20 protein-coding genes are annotated in these 19,189 nt (G+C 70.4%); 7 read left to right on the top strand and 13 right to left on the bottom strand.

The window, feature by feature from the left end; genetic code table 11:
* The first annotated feature begins 37 nt into the window (after nt 1-37).
* Together AB0G10_RS02370 and AB0G10_RS02365 are read left to right on the top strand one after the other, a co-directional pair.
* A complete protein-coding gene (locus AB0G10_RS02370; RefSeq protein WP_360915245.1) occupies nt 38-640 on the top strand; it encodes a TetR family transcriptional regulator in 603 nt (200 codons plus the stop codon).
* On the top strand, nt 637-2,208 hold the full coding sequence (locus AB0G10_RS02365) for an MDR family MFS transporter (protein ID WP_360915242.1): 1,572 nt from the start codon (nt 637-639) through the stop codon (nt 2,206-2,208). Before AB0G10_RS02370 ends, AB0G10_RS02365 begins: the two co-directional genes overlap by 4 nt.
* 168 nt (nt 2,209-2,376) lie before the next feature.
* On the opposite strand, the gene AB0G10_RS02360 is transcribed toward AB0G10_RS02365, so the two are convergent.
* The gene (locus AB0G10_RS02360) at nt 2,377-2,733 is read right to left on the bottom strand and encodes an STAS domain-containing protein (RefSeq protein ID WP_127543252.1); all 357 of its coding nucleotides are present in this window, start codon (nt 2,731-2,733) and stop codon (nt 2,377-2,379) included.
* Nucleotides 2,734-3,008: 275 nt separating this feature from the next.
* Here AB0G10_RS02360 and AB0G10_RS02355 point away from each other — a divergent pair, with 275 nt between their 5' ends.
* The gene (locus AB0G10_RS02355; RefSeq protein WP_360915239.1) at nt 3,009-4,001 is read left to right on the top strand and encodes an AraC family transcriptional regulator; all 993 of its coding nucleotides are present in this window, start codon (nt 3,009-3,011) and stop codon (nt 3,999-4,001) included.
* A 320-nt stretch (nt 4,002-4,321) separates the two neighbouring features.
* Here AB0G10_RS02355 and AB0G10_RS02350 read toward each other — a convergent pair whose 3' ends face one another.
* The gene (locus tag AB0G10_RS02350) at nt 4,322-4,657 is read right to left on the bottom strand and encodes a hypothetical protein (RefSeq protein ID WP_360915236.1); all 336 of its coding nucleotides are present in this window, start codon (nt 4,655-4,657) and stop codon (nt 4,322-4,324) included.
* A gap of 362 nt (nt 4,658-5,019) precedes the next feature.
* On the opposite strand from AB0G10_RS02350, the gene AB0G10_RS02345 reads away from it, so the two are divergent.
* Nucleotides 5,020-5,202: a hypothetical protein gene (locus AB0G10_RS02345; RefSeq protein ID WP_360917989.1), complete on the top strand. Its 183-nt coding sequence runs from the start codon at nt 5,020-5,022 to the stop codon at nt 5,200-5,202.
* A gap of 16 nt (nt 5,203-5,218) precedes the next feature.
* Here AB0G10_RS02345 and AB0G10_RS02340 read toward each other — a convergent pair whose 3' ends face one another.
* The gene (locus AB0G10_RS02340) at nt 5,219-6,115 is read right to left on the bottom strand and encodes a Gfo/Idh/MocA family oxidoreductase (protein ID WP_360915233.1); all 897 of its coding nucleotides are present in this window, start codon (nt 6,113-6,115) and stop codon (nt 5,219-5,221) included.
* Between the two features lie 76 nt (nt 6,116-6,191).
* Here AB0G10_RS02340 and AB0G10_RS02335 point away from each other — a divergent pair, with 76 nt between their 5' ends.
* Both AB0G10_RS02335 and AB0G10_RS02330 read left to right on the top strand, forming a co-directional pair.
* The gene (locus tag AB0G10_RS02335; protein WP_360915230.1) at nt 6,192-6,557 is read left to right on the top strand and encodes a hypothetical protein; all 366 of its coding nucleotides are present in this window, start codon (nt 6,192-6,194) and stop codon (nt 6,555-6,557) included.
* Complete coding sequence (locus AB0G10_RS02330) at nt 6,550-6,972, top strand: hypothetical protein (protein ID WP_360915227.1); 423 nt, start codon at nt 6,550-6,552, stop codon at nt 6,970-6,972. Before AB0G10_RS02335 ends, AB0G10_RS02330 begins: the two co-directional genes overlap by 8 nt.
* Nucleotides 6,973-7,219: 247 nt before the next feature.
* Here the strand turns inward: AB0G10_RS02330 and AB0G10_RS02325 are convergent, their stop codons facing one another.
* The 7 genes from AB0G10_RS02325 to AB0G10_RS02295 form a co-directional block, all read right to left on the bottom strand.
* Entirely contained in the window at nt 7,220-8,683 is a 1,464-nt protein-coding gene (locus AB0G10_RS02325) for a glutathionylspermidine synthase family protein (protein WP_360915224.1), read from the bottom strand.
* A 2-nt stretch (nt 8,684-8,685) separates the two neighbouring features.
* Nucleotides 8,686-9,084 (bottom strand): hypothetical protein, encoded by a 399-nt coding sequence (locus AB0G10_RS02320; protein WP_360915221.1) that lies wholly within the window; start codon nt 9,082-9,084, stop codon nt 8,686-8,688.
* Nucleotides 9,085-9,131: 47 nt separating this feature from the next.
* Entirely contained in the window at nt 9,132-9,896 is a 765-nt protein-coding gene (gene fabG, locus AB0G10_RS02315; protein WP_360915219.1) for a 3-oxoacyl-ACP reductase FabG, read from the bottom strand.
* 55 nt (nt 9,897-9,951) lie between these two features.
* Complete coding sequence (locus AB0G10_RS02310; protein WP_360915216.1) at nt 9,952-11,598, bottom strand: alpha-amylase family protein; 1,647 nt, start codon at nt 11,596-11,598, stop codon at nt 9,952-9,954.
* A 500-nt stretch (nt 11,599-12,098) separates the two neighbouring features.
* Nucleotides 12,099-13,109, bottom strand: coding sequence for a hypothetical protein (locus tag AB0G10_RS02305; protein WP_360915213.1), 1,011 nt, complete (start codon nt 13,107-13,109; stop codon nt 12,099-12,101).
* Nucleotides 13,106-14,086, bottom strand: a complete 981-nt coding sequence (locus tag AB0G10_RS02300) for a hypothetical protein (protein ID WP_360915210.1) — start codon at nt 14,084-14,086, stop codon at nt 13,106-13,108. The genes AB0G10_RS02305 and AB0G10_RS02300 overlap by 4 nt, the downstream gene beginning before the upstream one ends.
* Nucleotides 14,083-14,430 carry a PadR family transcriptional regulator gene (locus AB0G10_RS02295; protein ID WP_360915207.1) on the bottom strand — a complete coding sequence of 116 codons (348 nt, stop codon included), beginning with the start codon at nt 14,428-14,430 and terminating at the stop codon, nt 14,083-14,085. Before AB0G10_RS02295 ends, AB0G10_RS02300 begins: the two co-directional genes overlap by 4 nt.
* 91 nt (nt 14,431-14,521) lie before the next feature.
* Here AB0G10_RS02295 and AB0G10_RS02290 point away from each other — a divergent pair, with 91 nt between their 5' ends.
* A complete protein-coding gene (locus AB0G10_RS02290; RefSeq protein ID WP_360915204.1) occupies nt 14,522-15,187 on the top strand; it encodes a DedA family protein in 666 nt (221 codons plus the stop codon).
* A gap of 1 nt (nt 15,188) precedes the next feature.
* Here the strand turns inward: AB0G10_RS02290 and AB0G10_RS02285 are convergent, their stop codons facing one another.
* The 3 genes from AB0G10_RS02285 to AB0G10_RS02275 form a co-directional block, all read right to left on the bottom strand.
* Nucleotides 15,189-16,388, bottom strand: a complete 1,200-nt coding sequence (locus AB0G10_RS02285) for a chitinase (RefSeq protein WP_360915201.1) — start codon at nt 16,386-16,388, stop codon at nt 15,189-15,191.
* Nucleotides 16,389-16,411: 23 nt separating this feature from the next.
* The gene (locus AB0G10_RS02280; RefSeq protein WP_360917927.1) at nt 16,412-17,656 is read right to left on the bottom strand and encodes a glycosyl hydrolase family 18 protein; all 1,245 of its coding nucleotides are present in this window, start codon (nt 17,654-17,656) and stop codon (nt 16,412-16,414) included.
* A 61-nt stretch (nt 17,657-17,717) separates the two neighbouring features.
* Entirely contained in the window at nt 17,718-19,082 is a 1,365-nt protein-coding gene (locus AB0G10_RS02275; RefSeq protein WP_360915198.1) for a carbohydrate-binding protein, read from the bottom strand.
* Nucleotides 19,083-19,189: the final 107 nt, after the last annotated feature.

The following is a 19,189-nucleotide window of genomic DNA, read 5'->3' as shown; positions in this document are numbered from 1 at the left end:
TTTGCAGATTCTGCAAAGTCGCAGGTAGCCTCGCCGGGTGCTTCGTGAAGCCAAACGCCGGCAGACCCGCCTCGACCTGATCACCGCCGCATTGCGCCTGGTGGACGAGCGAGGCGGCGATCGCGTCACCGTCGACGAGATCGCCGCGGCGGCCGGGGTGTCGCAGCGGACGTTCTTCAACTACTTCGCCACGAAGGAGGACGCCCTCGTCGGCGACCCCCTGGAGGGCTGCACCGACCTGCGCGCCCATCTGTCCGCCGCCCCGGCCGACCGGCCGCTGCTGGACGCCCTGTTCGACGCCCTGGTCCCGGCCTTCCAGCAGATCCAGCTCGACCGCGAGCACTGGCTGCTGCGGATGCGGGTGATCGGGAACAACCCCCAGCTGCTGCCGCTGCTGATCGCCGCGGCCTCCACGGCCGAGCAGGAGCTGGCCGAGGCCGTCGCCGAACGCGCCGGCCTTCCCTCGAACGACCCGTTTCCGCAGCTCGCGGCCGCGGTCACGAACGCCGCCGTGCGCGTCGCCGTGATCCGCTGGGCCGCGAGCGAGGACTCCGGGCCGCTCGCGGAGCACGTCCGCGAGGCCTTCGGCACGATCGCCGCGGGCCTCGTCCCACCCCCGTCTGTTTCGAGGAATGCATGACTTCTCTGGAAGGCACCACCTCGGCCGCGGAAAGCGGCCGGATGTCGCAGCGGGAGGTCGTCCAGGCGCTCTCCGGCCTGCTGCTCGGCATGTTCGTCAGCATCCTGGCCTCCACCGTGGTCGCCAACGCCCTGCCCCGGATCATCGCCGATCTCGGCGGCAGCCAGTCCGTCTACACCTGGATCGTCACCACCGAGCTGCTCGCCATGACGGCCACCGTCCCGCTCTGGGGCAAGATGGCCGACCTCTACAGCAAGAAGCTGCTGATCCAGCTCTCGCTCGGCCTCTTCGTGGCCGGCTCGCTGGTCGCCGGCCTCACCCCGAACGTCGAGGTCCTGCTGGTCAGCCGGATCATCCAGGGCATCGGCGCGGGCGGCATGACCGCCCTCGCGATGATCGTGATGGCCGCCATGATCCCGCCGCGGGAGCTGGGCCGCTACTCCGGCCTGTTCGGCGCGGTCTTCGGCGTCGGCACCATCGCCGGCCCGCTGATCGGCGGCGTGCTCGTCGACACGTCCTGGCTGGGCTGGCGCTGGTGCTTCCTGATCGGCGTGCCGTTCAGCCTCATCGCGATCGCGCTGCTGCAGAAGACCCTCAACCTGCCGGTGGTCCGCCGCAAGGTCAGCATCGACTGGCTCGGCGCGCTGCTCATCACGGGCGGCGTCAGCACCCTGCTGATCTGGTCGACGCTCGCCGGCGACAAGTTCGACTGGGCCTCCTGGCAGACCGGCGCGCTGGTCGCCCTCGGCGTCGCCCTGCTCGCCCTCGCGGTCTGGGCCGAGGCGAAGGCCAAGGAGCCGATCATCCCGCTCGGCATCTTCCGGCACCGGACCGTCACCCTCACGATCGTCGCCAGCGTGCTGGTCGGCGTCGCGATGTTCGGCGGCACGGTCTTCCTGTCCCAGTACTTCCAGATCTCCCTGGGCAAGTCGCCGACGGTGGCCGGCCTGATGGGCCTGCCGATGGTGTTCGGCCTGCTCATCTCGTCGACCGTGGCCGGCGCGCTGATCACCAAGTACGGCCGGTGGAAGGCCTACCTGGTGGCCGGCTCGATCGTGATGACCGCCGGCATGCTGATGCTCAGCACGATCGGCGCGGACACCAGCGTCGTCATGATCTCGCTGTTCATGGCGGTGCTCGGCATCGGCGTCGGCATGCTCATGCAGAACCTGGTCCTCGCCGCGCAGAACGACGTGCCGGTCGCCGAGCTCGGCGCGACCACCTCGGCGCTGACGTTCTTCCGCAGCATGGGCGGCTCGATCGGCGTGAGCGCGCTCGGCGCGGTGCTGACCCACAAGGTCTCGTCCGGGTTCGCCGAGCGGTTCGGCGCGGCGGCCGGCGGCGGCGAGTCCGCGCAGGTGCCCGACCTGACCACGCTGCCGCCCGAGGTCCTCACCGTGGTGCAGGACATCTACGGGTCGGCGACCGCCGAGCTCTTCCTGGTCGGCGCGCCGATCGCCTTCCTCGCGGTGATCGCGGTGATCTTCATCAAGGAGAAGCCGCTCTCCACGCTCTCCGGTGAGGAGCGTCGTAAGCAGGAGGAGGCGGCGGCCCTGTCCGTCCACTGACCCTTCGAGGCCCGCGTCCGCTCCTGGGCGGGCGCGGCGTCACGTCCTTCAGGGCGCGGTCTCCTTCAGGGCGCGGTCTCCTTCAGGGCGCGGTCTCCTCTGGGGGGCCGCGCCCGATCCTTTTCGGTCGGGCTGCGATCACTGGGGAGTGAAATCGGCCCGCCGGGGTCAGGACGGCCGCAGGCCCACCGAGGTGCGCGGCGACGGCGGCTCGGCACAGCCGAGGAGGCCGACGAGACCGGAGACCCAGAGTTGCCGGTAGACCGTGGCACTCGGGTGACTGACCACCAGCTTGATGCCGCTGGCCGCCGCGGTATGGAAGCAGGCCACGAGAATGCCGATCCCGATGCTGTCGATGAGCATCACCCGTTGAAGATCCAAACAGATCTTGCTGGGGGTCATGCTCGTCAGCACGTCGTTGACCGCGTCGCGCATCACGTGCGCGTTGTCGAGATCGATCTCACCGCTGGGTGCGATCTCGACAGTTCCGTCGGCCAGCTGGCGGGTCGTGATCGGCAGATACACAGCTGCCCTCTTCCTGGCGTCGGGCTGGAGCCGACACCGACTTCCGCGGGACTCGGTGTGTTGACCGAAATGCGGTCGAGCGTTCGCTGGGGACGCCGACCGAACCCGCGTTCCTACAACAATCCGCTGGTCTGCAAGTTACGCCACGTAGGCGCGGAACGCCAGAGTAGTTCATATGGCCGGAATGTGCGGTAACGGTCACTGCGTGGCGTCGACGTTGACGGTCACCGGACTCGGACCGAATACTCACCGTATGCGTTGGAGCTCCGGACCGCATGGTTGACGGCTCGCCTCGCGCCGCCACGGCGCCGGGAACGGTCTACTTCGACCACGTCGACGTCACCCGGGCCCGGGACATCCTGAATCGTTTCTACCACCCCATGTCGATCGGCACGCCGGACGGCGAGGAGCTCAAGCTGGGCGTCGAGATGATCCAACTCGGACCGCTCACCGTCGGGCACCTGACCTTCGAAGGCTCCGCCACCACGGTTTCCCCGCAGGCCGAGGCCTATCACGTGACGCTGCCCACGGCCGGGCTGGTCCGGGCGCGCCGGGACGGCCGGGAGTTCGTCGTCACGCCCGCCACGGCCCTGGCGTTCCGGCCCGGGGACCGGCTCCATCTGCGGCACGAGCCCAATACGTCCGAGCTCGACGTACGGATCGAGCAGTGGGCCCTGGAGAGCGAACTGGCCGCGCTGCTCGGTCATCCGGTCGAGGGGCCGATCGACCTGGCGCCGCAGTTCCCGGTGACCGGCGGGCCGGCGCAGAGCTGGAGCCGCCTCGTCCGGCTGCTGCGCGACGAGCTGGAGCACGAGTCCAGCCTGATCTACCAGCCGCTCATCGCCGAGCAGCTGTGCAGCAGCGTGCTCAGCGGGCTGCTGCTGAGCGTCCCGCACCGGTACCAGGAAGAGCTCGTCTCGCCGGCGGCGAGCGGCCCGCCGCGCGCCGTTCAGCGGGTGATCGAGGCGATCCACGAGGAGCCGGAGCGCGCGTTCACGGTCGGCGACCTCTCCACCGTCGCCGGGATGAGCGTCCGGTCGCTCCAGGAGGGTTTCCGCAGGCACCTCGGCTGCGCGCCGATGACCTACCTCCAGCAGATCCGGCTGGCCCGGGTACGCGAGGCGCTCCTCGACGGCGACCCGGCGACCGTCACGGTGGCGGCGGTGGCGCACCGCTGGGGTTTCGCCCACCTCGGCCGGTTCGCGTCGGCCTACCGGGAGCGCTTCGGCGAGTCACCCTCGGAGACACTGCGGCACCCGGCCGGGTAGCCGGTCGCTCCAGACACCCTTGCCGGCCCGATCGGTGCGGCGCCTTTGCCAGCCGGTCGGGGCGGCGCTCTTGTCGCCCGATCAGGGTGGCTCAGAGTCACCTGATCGAGGGTCACTCTCCGGAGTCGCCAGATGTCGCCCGGACGGGGGGCCTCCCGCGCGTCCAGATCTCCGCAATACTTCGACGCGCCCGGTCTCCGCGGTCTCTTCGACGCGGCCGGCTCTCCACAGCGGCGCGTGGCGCCTCCGCGCCCGGCTCTCCGCAAGGGCTGCGCGTGGCGCCTATTCGCCCGGATCTCCGCAAGGGCTGCGCGTGGCGCCTATTCGCCCGGATCTCCGCAGCGGCGGGGCTGCGGGACGCCGTTCACCCGGCGCGGCTGCGGGGCGGCGCCGAAGATGTGCCCGCGCGACGGGACCCAGTCCCGCCAGGGCGCGAGCCGGGCCGGTACCGCGGCCATCTCGCCGTCGCCGGCGCCGCGATGCTCGCGCAGGAAGGCTTCGACCCGGCCGGCGGCCGCCTCACCGCTGCGGGCCATCGCCAGCAGCCGGTCCACGTCGACGTCGTCGGTCGCGGCACGCTGGAGCAGCGCCGCTATCCCGGCCAGGACCTGTGCCGCGTCCGAGGCATCCCGCTCGGCATCCCATCGGCCCGTCACGGCCGCACTCCCCCGGTGCTCACGCCGAGCCGCCGCCCGGTGCTCACGCCGGGCCGCCGCCCGGTGCTCACGCCGAGCCGCCGCTCGGTGCGTGTCCTGCCTGCTCCGCCTGTGCCCTGTCGGCCATCCAAAGCGTCCCCTCACCCCCGCACGCGTCTCGGGCTGCCGCTGGCGACCTGCAGGTCGCCGCCGGACGTCGAGCCCGATGGGCGTGACAAGCCGAAAATGTATTCGGCTCACTACTAAGCGTCCATCCGTAACGCGCAGGTTCTGTCCAGTTAGCGCTCAGTTCGGGCTACCCGGGTTCTACGATCAGAAAACGGGTAACGAACCGGACGAACTTTCACATCTGTGAGGTCAGGATGCAGAACACCGAGGCCGAGCCCTTCGGCACGCCGCTGATCAGGACCGGCGCCGAGCAGCCGTGGGAGCCGGAGGATCTGGCCGTGGCCCAGGGCAAGGACCCGACACCGGAGAACGTCGCCCGCGCCAAGGCCGAGCTCGAACGGGACGGCGCCGCGGCGATCGAGCGCACCGTCCCGTAGCGGAGCGTAAGGCCGCTCAGGCCAGGCGGACCGTCGTGCCCTCGCTGATCGCCCGCTCGGCCGCCTCCAGGATCGCGGTCACCCGGGCGCCGAAGCGGACGTCGCAGTCCGGTGCCGGGCCACCCGCGGCGGCCGCCAGCAGCTGGTCGACGGCCCGGCCGAGGGCCTCGTCCGGGTTCCAGCGCGCCCGCGGCACGGTCCGCAGACCGGCCTCGCCCGCGAAGACCGCCTCCTCGCGGGCCGCGGCCTCGGGGGCGTCCACTGCCAGGGTGAGCCGGCTGGTGGCCCCGCCCTCGTGCTTGAGCAGCAGGTGGGTGAGGTCGCGGGCGCCGGCCATGGCGGCCACCTCGGTGACCGGGCCGAGCACCGGCAGCACCAGGGCGAGGGCGTGCGGGCCGACGTCCCAGAGGCCGCCGCGCTCCCGGCGCCACGGCGAGGCGCCGAACGGGTTGCCCGGCGTGAAGATCGAGCCGAGGTGGTCGACGCGCGCCTCGGTCCAGCCGCCGGTCGCCACCGCGTCGGCCAGGAACTCGGTCATCACCGGCGTGAAGCGGCGGGTGAAGAAGACGACCGACGCGAGATCACGCGCGGTGACGGCGGACGCGATCGTCTCGGCGTCCTCGGCACGCAGAGCGACCGGCTTGTCCAGTACGAGGTGCCGGCCCGCCTCGGCGGCGCGCAGCGCGATCGGCGCCTGCACGTCGGGCGGCAGCGCGATCGCCACGGCGTCCACGTCGGCGATCAAGGCGTCGATGTCGGAATACGCGCGCGTCCCGAATTCACCCGCCAGCTTCGCGGCCTTCCCGGCGTCCCGTCCCCAGACACCGGTGAACTCCACCTCGGGGTGGGCCGCCAGAGCCGGCGCGTGTGCCTGGTACGCCCACGGACCCGTACCGAACAATCCGAATCGCACCGCGGCACCCCTGTTCCTTCTGTGATCTCCGGAGGCGGAAGTTACCAGCCCATCGCCACATCAGTAACCTGTGGCGGTGAACGGTGCCCTGTCCGTGGCGACGATCGTCGCCGCTCTGCTCCTCGCCGCGTGGTACTTCGTCCGCACGGCCCTCGATCGCGCGCCCAACCGCATCGACCTGCTGGCCACCGTGGTGCTCGGCGCGCTCGTGACGGTCCTCGTCGTGGTCGCCGTGATCGGCCTCTTCGACGGCAGCCGGCCGCAGGAGCTGGGCACCTTCCTGGGCTACCTGTTCACGACCGTGGCGTTCGCGCCGACCGCGCTGGTCCTGGCCCGGATGGAGCCGACCCGCTGGGGCAACCTCATCCTCGGCATCGCCGCCATCGTCCTACCCGTCCTCGTGCTGCGCCTGCAGCAGATCGCGTCGGTGCCCGTTGTCTGAGAAGAAGGCCACAGCGACCCGTCCCCACGACGCCGCGCTGAACACCGGGATCGGCCGGGTTCTGCTGCTCGTCTACGGCATCTTCGCGCTGTCCGCGAGCGCCCGCGCCCTCGTACAGATCAGCACGCACTTCTCCGAGGCCCCGCTCGCCTATCTGCTGTCCGCGGTGGCCGGCCTCGTCTACATCGCCGCGACGGTCGGCCTGGCCCGCGGCGGCGCGCGCGGGCGGATGATCGCGCTGGTCAGCTGCAGCATCGAGCTCGCCGGCGTGCTGATCGTCGGCACGCTCAGCGTCGTCGACGCGGTGGCCTTCCCGGACGACACCGTCTGGTCGCACTTCGGCAGCGGTTACGGATACGTCCCGCTGGTACTGCCGTTCGTCGGCCTCTGGTGGATCGCCAAGCACCGCCCCTGACACCCCCGACGCCCTGACGCCCCGCCCCCCTTCCCGATCTTGATGATCCGCACAGGAACGGGTCTGCTCCAATCAACAAGATCGGGAAGACCGGGACCTGGCTGCGGCCCTCGACCACGCACAAGACCACCCCGCCCCGATCTTGATGATCTGCACAGAAACGGGTCTGCCCCAATCAACAAGATCTGTGACGGAAGCGGGACGGGGCGGGACGGGGCGGGACGGGGGGAGGGGGACGAACCGGGGGCTAGTTGCGGCCCTCGATCACGTGCGGGACGAAGTTGCAGGTGTTCGTCGTCACCAGTCCGGCGGTGCCGACACCCTCGCGGATTCCCATGCCGGCCGGCTCGCCGTCGATGAGCCACGCCCCGATGACGGGGTGAACCGTCCCCTCCAGGGATTCGAAGGACGGCAGCTCCTTCAGCTCCTGGACGATGTAGCGCCCGTCCGCGCCGTACTCGGAAGGGTTGCCGACGATCGTCTGACCGTCTTTCACCAGGGTCACCGATCCGCCCTCACGACCCCAGACAGGCTTCTTCGCGTACGAGGTGAGCTTCGCCGCCGACGACGACTCGGCGAAGTAGGCCGGCAACAGGTACTTGCTGAGCTCCGGGTTGTCGCCGTAGAGCATCCACAGCACCGGCAGCAGCGCCTTGTTGCCGAGTAGCGCCGCCTTGTACGGCGGCTCCATCCACACGGTCCCCCGCTTCTCCGGGTCGGCCATGTTGCGGAAGAAGGCCTTGCCGCCCTCCTCGTGCCAGAACCACTCCCACGGGTACAGCATGAAGATCACGTCGATCGGCTCGGCCAGGTGCTCCTGACCCGGCGACGGGACGAAGAGGACCCGGTCGCCGGCCACGTCCCAGCCGATCTGGCTCATCGCGATCAGCTCGACCGGATAACCGGCCTCCTCCGCCGTCGCCATGAGGTAGGCGACGTTCATGCGGTCCTCGCCGGACGTCTCGCTGGTCTCGTACGCAAAAAAGATCTTGGGCTTCTCGGGCAGCCAGGTCCGGGCCTCGCGAAGCTTGTCGATGTTGCGTCGCCAGGCGCCGGGATCGCCCGGCTCGCCGGGAACCGCGTCCCAGCCGACCAGGCGCTCGTGGATCGAGTTCCACTGCCGCCACGGGTGATCGGTGAGACCGGTCTGGTCCATCCAGTGCCACTGGATCACGGCGGCCTCGACCAGCGAGGTCGGCGTCTGCGCGTTGAACTCGAGCAGCTTCGGGACGCTGCCGGCGCCGTTGTACCAGAGGTCGAACCGGCCGTAGACGCTCGGCGACCAGTCCGGGGTCTGCATCGGCAGACGCATGTCCGGGTCCTTGTCGTAGTGCGTCCACGTCTCCGCGTCGCCGTCGTACCAGGTCCGGATGATCTGCTCGTGGGTGTACTCCGGGATGCCGATCTTCGCGAGGAAGCAGGTCTCCGGCGTGCAGATGGACTCGAAGTAGCCCCGTTTGCGGCCCTCGACGGTCCGCCGCGGGCACTGCTTGACCATCCACTCGCCGGCCTCGAGGCACATGTCGTAGAGCGCGGCGGTCGCCGTCTCCAGCTCCTCGATCTCGGCGGCGCTGAAGTCGTAGTACGGCCCCTCCTGCCAGTACGACTGCATCGTGCCGTCCGGCAGCTCGGTGTCGTTGTACGTCAGCCCGAGGCTGAAGTTCGTGAGCCGCCAGCCGTCCCGGACCGGCCCGTACGCGATCCGCCGCACGGTCAGCCGCCCGACTTCGACGAGGACCGGCCGCCGCCGCCCTTGCCGACCACGCTCGTCTTCACCGTGCCATTGCTGATCTTGCCGCTCGACGGCAGGCCGAACTTCGACCGCGACGCGGCGTCGTTGTAGGCGAACTTGTTGCCGCCCGGAGGCAGCTTGTAGCCCACCGGGTAGCCCCTGCTGTAGCCCGAGCTGTGCCAGATGAAGAAGCCGCCGCCCCCACCGCCGTTGTAGTCGTCGTCGCAGTAGTCCTCGTCGACGACCACACCGTTCTGGTCGGCACAGTAGAAGCCCTCGTCCACATATTCATCGTTGTCGCACGCCGCCGCTCCCCCCGCGGCCAGCAGAAGAAAGGTGCTGGTCAACGACACGCTGCGGGAACTCATGCGTCGGTTCATGATTTCTTTGTAACTCTTCTCAGCAAGTTGCCAGCCGTCCCTATCATCTAGTCCTTGGGCCCGCCGGCCACGTAGATGACCTGCCCCGACACGAACCCGGCGCCCTCGCTCGCCAGGAACGAGACGGTGTGCGCCACGTCGTCCGGCCGGCCCGCGCGGCCCACCGGGATGGTGCCGATCGTGGCCTTCTCGAAGTCGGCGAAGTCCACGCCGACCCGGGCCGCCGTGGCCCGGGTCATGTCCGTGACGATGAAGCCCGGCGCCACCGCGTTCGCGGTGATGCCGAACTTGCCCAGCTCGATCGCGAGGGTCTTGGTGAAGCCCTGGATCCCGGCCTTCGCGGCGGCGTAGTTGGCCTGGCCCCGGTTGCCGAGCGCGGACGTGCTGGAGAGGCTGACGATGCGGCCGAACCCGGCGTCCACCATGTGCTTCTGCACCGCCCGGCTGAACAGGAACGCGCCGCGCAGGTGCACCGCCATGACGGTGTCCCAGTCGTCCTCGGTCATCTTGAAGAGCAGGTTGTCACGCAGCACCCCGGCGTTGTTGACCAGCACCGTCGGCGCCCCGAGCTCGGTCACCACACGCTCCACGGCGGCGGTCACCTGAGCCGGGTCGGCGACGTCGGCGCCGATCGCGACCGCGGTGCCGCCCGCGTCGTGGATCGCTGTCACGGCGTTGGCGCAGGCGCCCTCGTCGAGGTCGACGACCGCGACGGCGAGACCGTCCGCGGCGAGCCTCAGGGCGACGGCCTCACCGATGCCGCGGGCGGCCCCGGTCACGATGGCTACCCGGCTGGGTACGGACTGCGACATTGCGGCCTCCGGGACTGTGATCTTCGCTGCTCCTGGGGCCCGACTCTAGCGGTGATCAGAGCCTCTTGCGCAGTCGGATCCACCGGTAGCCATACCCCTCGACCCGGATCGCGTCCAGCTTGCCGGGTTCGGGGTATTCCTGGTCGGCCAGCACGTCGTTCGGGAACTCGGCCTCGGCGGCCAGGCTGCTCAGGTCCACGACGCCGGCCTCGGTGCCGAGGTTGTGCACGAAGAGCATCGCGCCGGTGTGGTCGTCGGCCCGGTGCACCAGCACGCCGCGGGGCGCCGGCACGTCGACGTGCGAACAGGTGCCGCAGCCGATCTCGGGAGCCTCCCGCAGCGTACGGATCATCCGCTCGAACCAGGAGAGCAGCGACCGCGGATCGTGGCGCTGCGCCGTGACGTTCACGGTCTCGTAGCCGAACTCGCCGCCGGTGATCACCGGGCGCCCCAGCAGCTTCGGGTCGGCCGTGGTGAACCCGCCGTTCGGCAGCTGCGACCACTGCATCGGCGTACGGATGGCGTCCCGGCCCTTGAGGGTCAGGTCGTCGCCCATGCCGATCTCCTCGCCGTAGCGCAGCACCGGCGTGCCGCGCAGGCTGAACTGCAGCGCGTAGGCCAGCTCCAGCCGCCGCCGGTCGTTGCCGAGCATCGGGGCGAGCCGCCGCCGGATGCCCCGGCCGTAGAGCTGCATGTCCTCGTCCGGCCCGAACCGCGCGAAGACGTCCTGCCGCTGGTCGGCGGTGAGCCGGGACAGGTCGATCTCGTCGTGGTTGCGCAGGAACGTGGCCCACTGCCCGCCCGCCGGCAGCTTCGGCGAGTCCCGCAGCGCGTCGATGATCGGCTCGGGATCCTCCCGGGCCAGGCCCAGGATCACCCTCGCGTTGAGCATGAAGTCGAACAGCATGTGAATCCGGTTGCCGGAACCACCCTCGTCGCCGAAGAACTTCACCAGCTGGTCGGGCTCCACATTGGCCTCGGCCAGCAGCACCGCGTCACCCTTGCGCCACTGCACGTGCTGCCGCAGGTCGGTCAGGAACTCCATGTCCTTGGGCGAGTTCGGGTTGCCCGGCTCGGTCTCCTCGATGATGAACGGCACCGCGTCCATCCGGAACCCGGCCACCCCGAGCTGCAGCCAGAACGAGCAGATCTTCTTGATCTCCTCGCGGACCTCGGGGTTCTTGATGTTCAGATCCGGCTGGAACTTGTAGAACCGGTGGTAGTACCAGAGTTTGGCCGTCCGGTCATACGTCCAGGTCTCCTCCTGTTCGCCCGGGAAGACCATGCCTTGGTTGCGGTCCGAGGGAGCGGTCTCGCTCCAGACATACCAATCACGGTACGGCGAATCGGCCGACTTCCGGGCCGACTGGAACCACGGGTGCTTGTCCGAGGTGTGGTTCACCACCAGGTCGATGATCACCTTGATGCCCCGGTTGCCGGCCTCGTGCAGCAGCTCGGCGAAGTCACCGAGGTTCCCGAACCGCGGATCGACGTTGTAGAAGTCCGTAGCGTCATAGCCGTCGTCCTGCCCGGGCGACGGATGGATCGGGTTCAACCACAGGCAGTTGATCCCGAGCCGTGCCAGGTAGTCCAGGCGGCCGATCAGCCCCCGGATGTCACCGCACCCATCACCGTCCGAGTCGGCGAAGGAGTCGATGTCGAGACAGTAGACGACCGCTTTCTCGTACCACCGGTCACTCATGGCCCTCTTCTTTAGCCCCACCCCACCCGGCCGAAACGTGTCCCGTCCGTGCCATCCCCGAGGCGAGGAAGGCCCGTCCGCGAATCGACACCCGCGAAACAAGGACCCACCGCGCAACAAGCGACGGCCGGTCACGGAGCGGCCGGTCACGGAGCGGCCGGTCACGGAGCGGCCCAAGGCGATGAGCGGCCCAAGGCGATGAGCGGCCACCGCGGCCATGGCGCCAGGCCCCGGGCGTGGGCGCACGACCCCGGACGAGGGGCGTCCGGCCTGGAAGCGACGCGGCTCAGCGACGATGTCGCGTGCAGCGCGTGAGTTGAGCCGCTCGGGGCGTAGTCGGGGCCCCGCAAGGCAGGCGGGCAGGACCGGACCGCCCGGGAGCACCGGGGAGCGTCGGGCCGCCGAGCCGCCCGGAGAGCACCGAGGTGGGTCGGGCGGCCGGGGTGGGTGGCCCGGTGAGCACGCGGGGTGGGTCGGGCGGGCCGGAGGTGGTCAAGGGTTCACTGTGGAGTCTCCTCGGAGGTTGGTGCGGTGCGGCGCCAGATCGTGAGGACCGTGGCTGCCGCCAGGAAAGCGATCAACGGGGTGGCCAGGACCAGGAAGAGTTGGAGGACGAGGTCGGTTCCGGTGCCCACCGTGGTGAGCAGGTCGGAGCGCAGGGCCAGCTCCCACGTGATCGGGCCGGCGAACGCGGGGACCAGCAGGACCACTACCCGGCCTCGGAGGCCCGGGGCCACGGTCAGGACCGGGGCTGTCAGCAGGGCGAAGAGGGCGAGCTCGAAGAGGCGGACCGGCCAGCCGTAGCCGGCCGCGAAGGCGGACTCGGCGAGCAGTTCGGCGAGCAGCTCGGCGAGGAGGATGGCGGCGGCTGCGGACAGGAAGACGGTGAGGCCGCGGCGGCCGAGGAGGGCCGGGAGCGGGCGGGCGCGGCGGGCCGCCATGAGGGCGGCCACGGCCACGCCGACCGTCACGAGGGACCAGGAGAGGCGGATCGACGACTGGACCGGGGTGCCGGGCAGCCACCAGAGGACGGCGCCCAGCTCGACCAGAGCGGCCGGCACCACCAGCCAGGACGCGGTGCGCCGCAGGCCGCAGAGGGCGGCCGCGCAGACGGCGGCCCAGAGGGCGAACCGCAGTGACACGTCGAGCAGCAGCAGGCCGCGGATGCCGAACATCTCCATCGGGTCGCCCGGGCTGCCGGACAGGTGGAACCGGAGACCGCTGAGGAGCCGCCGGCCGGCGACCGCCGCCATCATCGCCGCGACGATCAGGCCGGCCACCGCGGAGGCGTCCCGCCGGCCGGAACCCCGCTCGCCCCGCCACGACCCGCCCAGGCGGGCGGCGAGGCCGGCCCGCAGAAGGTCGGCCATCTCGGCCGGGGCGGGGATGCGCCGGCCCGGCGCCGAACCGGCCATCAACACGCCGATCATCTCCTCCTCGTATGCCGCGCGGTGCCCGGCCGGGTAGACCCGCAGCAGCCGCCGGTAGCGACTCTCCAATGTGCTCGTCATGCCACTCCCCCGGTTCGCGCCGGCCCGCGGCCACGCTCGTATCGGCTGGTCAGATGGGCCACCGTCAGGAACGCCGCCAGCGGCACGAGCACCAGGGCCGCCCACTGGAAGCCGTCGAGGAGCCGGGTCGCCTCGGGGTGGCCCGCGTTGTGCCGGATGAAGGCGTCGAAACCGCTCCGGATCAGCGGCACCGTGACCAGCACCGGCGCGGCCCAGGCCAGCAGCCACCGGCGGACCGCGGGCTCCTGCCGGAACACCGCGAGCAGCACCAGGCCGGCGGCCGCCACGAGGACCAGGACCCCGGCGGCGAACTCCGGCGCCCTCTCCATGTAGTAGGGGCTCAGGCTGCCGTTGCCGAGCATCAACCAGGGCGACAGCTGCGACGAGGCGAGCCAGTAGACCTCGCTGAGCGCGACCAGCAGACCGGCGGCGGACAGCACCGGGAGCACGCCGCGGAACCGATCGCCACCCCGCGCGGCGGCCAGGCCGGCCACCAGCACCACGGCCGCGGCCATGATGAGCCAGTAGGCGTTGAGCACCATGGCGGGCGTGTCGGAGTAGAACCGCCAGGGCGCCGCCACCTCCAGGGCCAGGCCGGCCGTGGCGCCGGCGAAGCCGAGAAGGCGCAGGCCTCGCCACGCGGCGGCGAGGACCACCGCCCAGACGGCCGCGCGCAGGACGTCGAGGGGATCGAGCGCCTCGATCCCGGCCGGCACGAACGGCACGACCCGGCGCAGCGCGGCCGCCAGCAGCAGGAGCGTGCCGAAGAACTGAGCGACCCGGGCGGCCCGCCGCAGGCCGGGCGGCGCCGCCGGAAGACGCGCCAGCCGGACCAGGAGAGCGGCCCGGACCAGGTCGAACACCTGCGCCGGGCCGGGCCGGCCGTCGGCCGCCAGCACGGCGAGCATCTCCTCCTCGTATTCCCGGCGGAAGTCGCTCGGATAGAGCGTCAGCAACCGGCGGTGGAGAGCGCTCATGCGGGCGCTCCGCCGAGGTCGGCGCGGCGGGCGCGCAGGCGCCGGTCGGCGATCGCGGCCTGCTCCCGCAGGCGGGCCGTCTCGGCGGCCAGGCTGCGCTCGCCGGTCGCGGTGAGCCGGTAGTAGCGCCGGAGCCGGGACTGCACGATCTCTTCCCGATCGACCTCGATGAGGCCCTCGGCGCGCAGCCGGTCGAGAGCCGAGTAGAGCGTGCCGGCCCGCAGCCGGACCCGGCCGCCGGTCAGCGCGGACACGTCCTCGATCACGGCATAGCCGTGCCGGGGTTCCTCGGCCAGCGCGGTGAGCACCAGGAAGGTCGGCTCGCGCATCGGGGCTTCGCTCATGGCCGCAAGCATATACCGATGAGCGGTATATCCGGCAAGGGGTTCGTACGCTGGAGAGCGGGTACGAGCCTGCCGACGAAGGAGGACGCTGATGGCCGTGGGCGACCTGGCGAACGCGGGAGGGCTCACCGGCTGGGTCGCTTCGGTGATCGAGTCGGCCGGCGAGGCCGGCGTCGGCCTGCTGGTCGCGCTGGAGAACCTCGTCCCCCCGATCCCCAGCGAGATCGTCCTCTCGATGGCCGGCTACCTGGCCAGCGAGGGCCGGGTCAACCTGGTGCTCGTCTGGGTCGCGGCGACGGCCGGCGCGCTGATCGGCGCGCTGCTGCTCTACTGGCTCGGCCGCGGTCTCGGCGAGGACCGCCTGCGCCGCTGGCTGGACAAGGTCCCGCTGGTCGACGTCGACGATCTGAACAAGGCGGACCGCTGGTTCTCCAAGCACGAACGTTCCGCCGTGCTGTTCGGGCGCTGTGCTCCGGTCGTACGCAGCCTGGTCTCGATCCCTGCGGGCGCGAACCATATGGCGATCGGGCAGTTCGCTCTCTTCACCACGATCGGCAGCGGCGTGTGGAACGCCCTCTTCATCGGCGGCGGCTACGCGCTCGGCAGCCGATGGCAGGACGTGGAGAAGTACAGCCACTGGTTCGACTACGCGATCTGGGCGTTCTTCGCGATCGCGATCGGCTCGTGGGTGGTCAAGAAGATCCGGAAACGGCGGCGCGCGGCCGCTCAGAAGAGCGACCGCGCACCGATCAGCTGACTCAGAACCCGGCGCTCACCTTGGTGAACGCCCAGTCCGCCTGGGCGATGCCGGAGCAGTTGGAGACCACCCCGCCACCGGCGCAGCCCCGGTCCCGGTTGACCGCCCAGAAGGCGAACCGGGCCAGATTCTTGCTCTTCGCGTAGTCCCGGATCCGGGTCCAGGTCTCCACCGACGTGACCTCCTGCTGGTCGGAGAGGCCGTTCATGCCGGAGATGCCGATCCGCGAGTACGCCTGCGCGTCGGTCCAGCCGAACGTCGACTTGAGCACGTTCTTGAGGCCCTCGGTGGCGCCCACCGTCGCGGCGTACATGTCGGCGTGGCCGCTGAAGTCGAACGGCATCTGGGTGAAGACGTCGATGTTCGCGTTCTTCGCCTTGGCCTGCTGGATCAGGCGGACGCCGTGCGCGTTCGGGCCGGTCGTCGTGGTGCCGAAGGTGAGGATCGTCTTCACCGACGGGTTCTTCTGCTTGACGATCTTCAGGGCGTCCACGATCCGGTCGGCCACCACGTAGTTCTCGAACTCGTCGGTGTTCTCGATGTCGACGTCGATCGCCTTCAGCTGGAAGGTGTCGATCACCTTCTGGTACGCGCCGGCGAGCGCCTCGGCCGTGGCGCAGTTCGGGCCGAGCTTGTTGCCGCTCCACCCGCCGATCGACGGCACCACGTCGGCGCCGGCCGCGCGGATCGCCGCGATGGTGCTGGCGTGCGCGCCCCCGGTCAGGCCGGTCGAGCCGTCCCAGGCCGGGTTGCAGCCGTTGCTGGCCAGCACGAAGGCCATCGTGAACGCCTTGATGCCGGTCGCGTTCACCACGGTGGCCGGCGCGGGCGGGTTGCCCCAGCCCGGGTAGATGTACGGCGCCGCCGCCATCTTCGTGCCGGTGGCCGGGGGCGGCGTGGTCGGGCCGGTGGTCGGCGGCGTGGTGGTCGGCGGCGTGGTGGTACCGCCGCAGACCCCGTTGTCCGCCCAGACGGCCCACTGGCTGCTGTTCGTGGCGGGCGACTCGTTCTGCGTCCACCACTTCGCGGTGTAGTTGTGGCCGTTCTGCGAGGCGACGTTGTCCTTCACGTAGACGGCGCTCGCGCTCCACGCCGGCGCGCAGGCGACGGCGGCGCTCGAGGTGGTCATCGGGAGGACGGCGGCGGCCGTCGAGGCCGTCGCGACCGCCGCTACCAGGGCGATCTTTCTGCTGAGTTTCACGGGGTGCTCCGGAGAAGAGGGGATCAGGGGAGGGTGGCGAGGTGCGGGTCGACCGTGTTGGCCCACGCGTTGCCGTTCGTGACGTCCCAGTTGATCGACCAGGTCATCGCGCCCCGGATGCCCGGGTACGTGGCCGGCGGCTTGAACGTGCCGCAGTTCGTGCCCTTCGCGAGGCAGTCGAGCGCGGCGTTCACCACGGTCGGCGCGACGTATCCGCCGCCGGCCGCCCGGGTGCTGGCCGGCAGGCCGAGGGCGATCTGGTCGGGGCGCAGCCCGTTCTGCAGGGGGATGCAGGCGAGCGCGGTGAGGAAGTTGACGCTGCCCTGGCCGTACGCGGCGTTGTTGTCGCAGCCGAGCATCGCGCCGGAGTTGTAGTACTGGGTGAAGACGACGGTCAGGATGTCCTTGATGTCGAGCGCCAGCTTGAAGTACGACGACTGCGGGTTCTGCATGTCGATCGTCTGCGGCGCCATCGTGATGATCAGGCTGCTGCCCACCTTGGCCCGCAGGGACCGCAGCGCGCTCGCCATGTAGGTCGGGTTGAGCCCGTTCTCCAGGTCGATGTCGACGCCGTCGAACCCGTAGTTGCGGATCAGCGTGTGAACCGAGTCGGCGAACGCCGTGGCGGCGGCGGCGCTGTTCACCGCGACCGTGCCCTTCTCGCCGCCGACCGAGATGACGACCTTCTTGCCGCGCGCGTGCAGCGTGGCGATGTCCGCCTTGAACTGCGCGTCGGTGTATCCGCCGACCGCCGTGGCGAGGCCCGGGTCGAGGTTGAAGGTGACCGCGCCGGGCGTCGAGGTGGCGTCCGCGAAGGCGACCGCAATCAGGTCGTACGTGGCCGGGACGGCAGCGAGCTTGAGCGGCGCGGCGCCGTTGTCGAAGTTCTGCCAGTACCCGGTGAGGAAGTGCTTGGGCAGCTGACCGGTAACGGGGGGCTGCGAAGTGGACGGCGAGGAGGACGGGGACGGCGAAGAGGACGGCGAGGAGGAGGGGGACGGCGACGGGCCGCTGCCGCAGATCCCGTTGTCGGTCCAGACCGCCCACTGCGTGCTGTTCGTGGCGGGCGACTCGTTCTGCGTCCACCACTTGGCGGTGTAGTTGTGGCCGTTCTGCGAGGCGGTGTTGCCGCCGACGTAGACGGCGGTGGCGCTCCATGCCGGAGCACAAGCCGCCGCCGCCTGCGCGCTGCCCGCGAAGTAGGTCGCCGCACCACCTGCGGCGAGGGCCGTGACCGTCGCGAGGATCACCGAGCTGGGGCGCTTCATCATGCGTCAATGTTTAGGACTGTTAACAGTAAAAGTAAAGCGCCCTGATCGATGAAAATGATTACCGCCGGAACTGGATCCAGTTGACGTTGACGAAGTCGGCGGGCTGCCCGCTGCTGAAGGTCAGGAAGACCGTGTGCGACCCGGTCACGTTCGCGACGTTCCCCGGGATCGACCGCCAGGTCTGCCAGCCGCCGGTGCCGCCGAGCGCGAAACTGCCGATCGGCGCGTTGCTCCGGCTGTCCAGCCGCACCTCGATGAGCCCGCTCACCCCGCTGCCCGCGCCGGAGGCGACCCGCGCCACGAAGTCCCGTACGCCGCCCGTACCGAAGTTGACGTTGTCGAACTGCAGCCAGTCGCCGTTCCCGATGTATCCGACGTCCTGCCCGCCCTCGGAGCACGCCTCGACCTGGACACCCGCCGAGGAGTTGTAGGACTCCGCCTCGATCCGGGAGTAGGCATCACGCGAAGAAGAAGAGGCGCTGGGCGTGGGCGAGGGCGTGGAGCCCCCGGACGACTGCCAGACCGCCACGTAGTCGACGAGCATCGGCACGCCGGACTGCGTCTGCGCGGTGGGGCCGCCGCCGAAGGCCGCCGGGAACCCGCCGCCGATCGCCACGTTGAGGATCACGAACATCCCGTGGTGGGTCGCGTTGTTCCAGGTGGTGGCGTCGACAGCGGTCGAGTTGAGGGTGAAGTAGTTGACGCCGTCGAGGTACCACCGCATCTGCTCGGGCGAGGTGCTGCGGTCGTACTCCACGGCGTAGGTGTGGAAGCTCGACAGGCAGCCGTTGCAGGCGCGCTCGCCGCTGGTCAGGCCGGTGGTCTCGTTGCACGGGCCGCCCGGGTTGGTCCCGCAGTGCAGGGCCGCGAAGACGCTGGACCGCCCGTTGATGTTCTCCATGATGTCCCACTCGCCGATGCCCGGCCAGTTGGTGGCGCCGACCGGGCGGGCCGCGGCGCCGAGGGCCCAGAAGGCCGGCCAGTACCCGGCCGCGGCGGCGCCGGTGACGTTCGGCTGCTGGATCCGCGCCTCGATCCGGACCCGGCCGCCGGCCGGCGCCGCGAAGTCGGTCCGCTGCGTCTCGACCCGGCCCGAGGTCCAGTTGCCGGCCCCGTCCCGGATCGGCTTGATCGCCAGGTTGCCGTTGCCGTCCTGGTAGACGTTCGCGGTCGAGTCGGTCATCCGCTCGACCTCGCCGGTGCCCCAGTTGGCGGCGCCGCCGGGATATCCGTAGCCGGTGGAGTAGAGCCAGTTCGTGCGGTTCAGGCCGGTGCCGGCCGCACCGGTGAAGTCGTCGCTGAAGACCAGCGACATGCCGGACGGCGCGGGCGGGACGGCCGCCTCGGCGCTGGTCACGACCGTGATGGAGGCGACCACCGCGAGGGCGGCAGCGGCTGCGGCGAGTAGTCGGGGAGCTCGCATGGGAAACGCCTTCCGAAGGGGGATGAGAGAGCGCTCTCACGCAGTTTCACGCTTGTTACATCGACTGTCAACGACATCTGTTTCCGGGGAGATCCCCTCGGGTATTC

Source organism: Actinoplanes sp. NPDC023714, from assembly GCF_040639855.1.
Taxonomy (GTDB): Bacteria; Actinomycetota; Actinomycetes; order Mycobacteriales; family Micromonosporaceae; genus Actinoplanes.
Note: the sequence above shows the minus strand (reverse complement) of the source record. Positions and strands in the feature narration are given on the sequence as shown.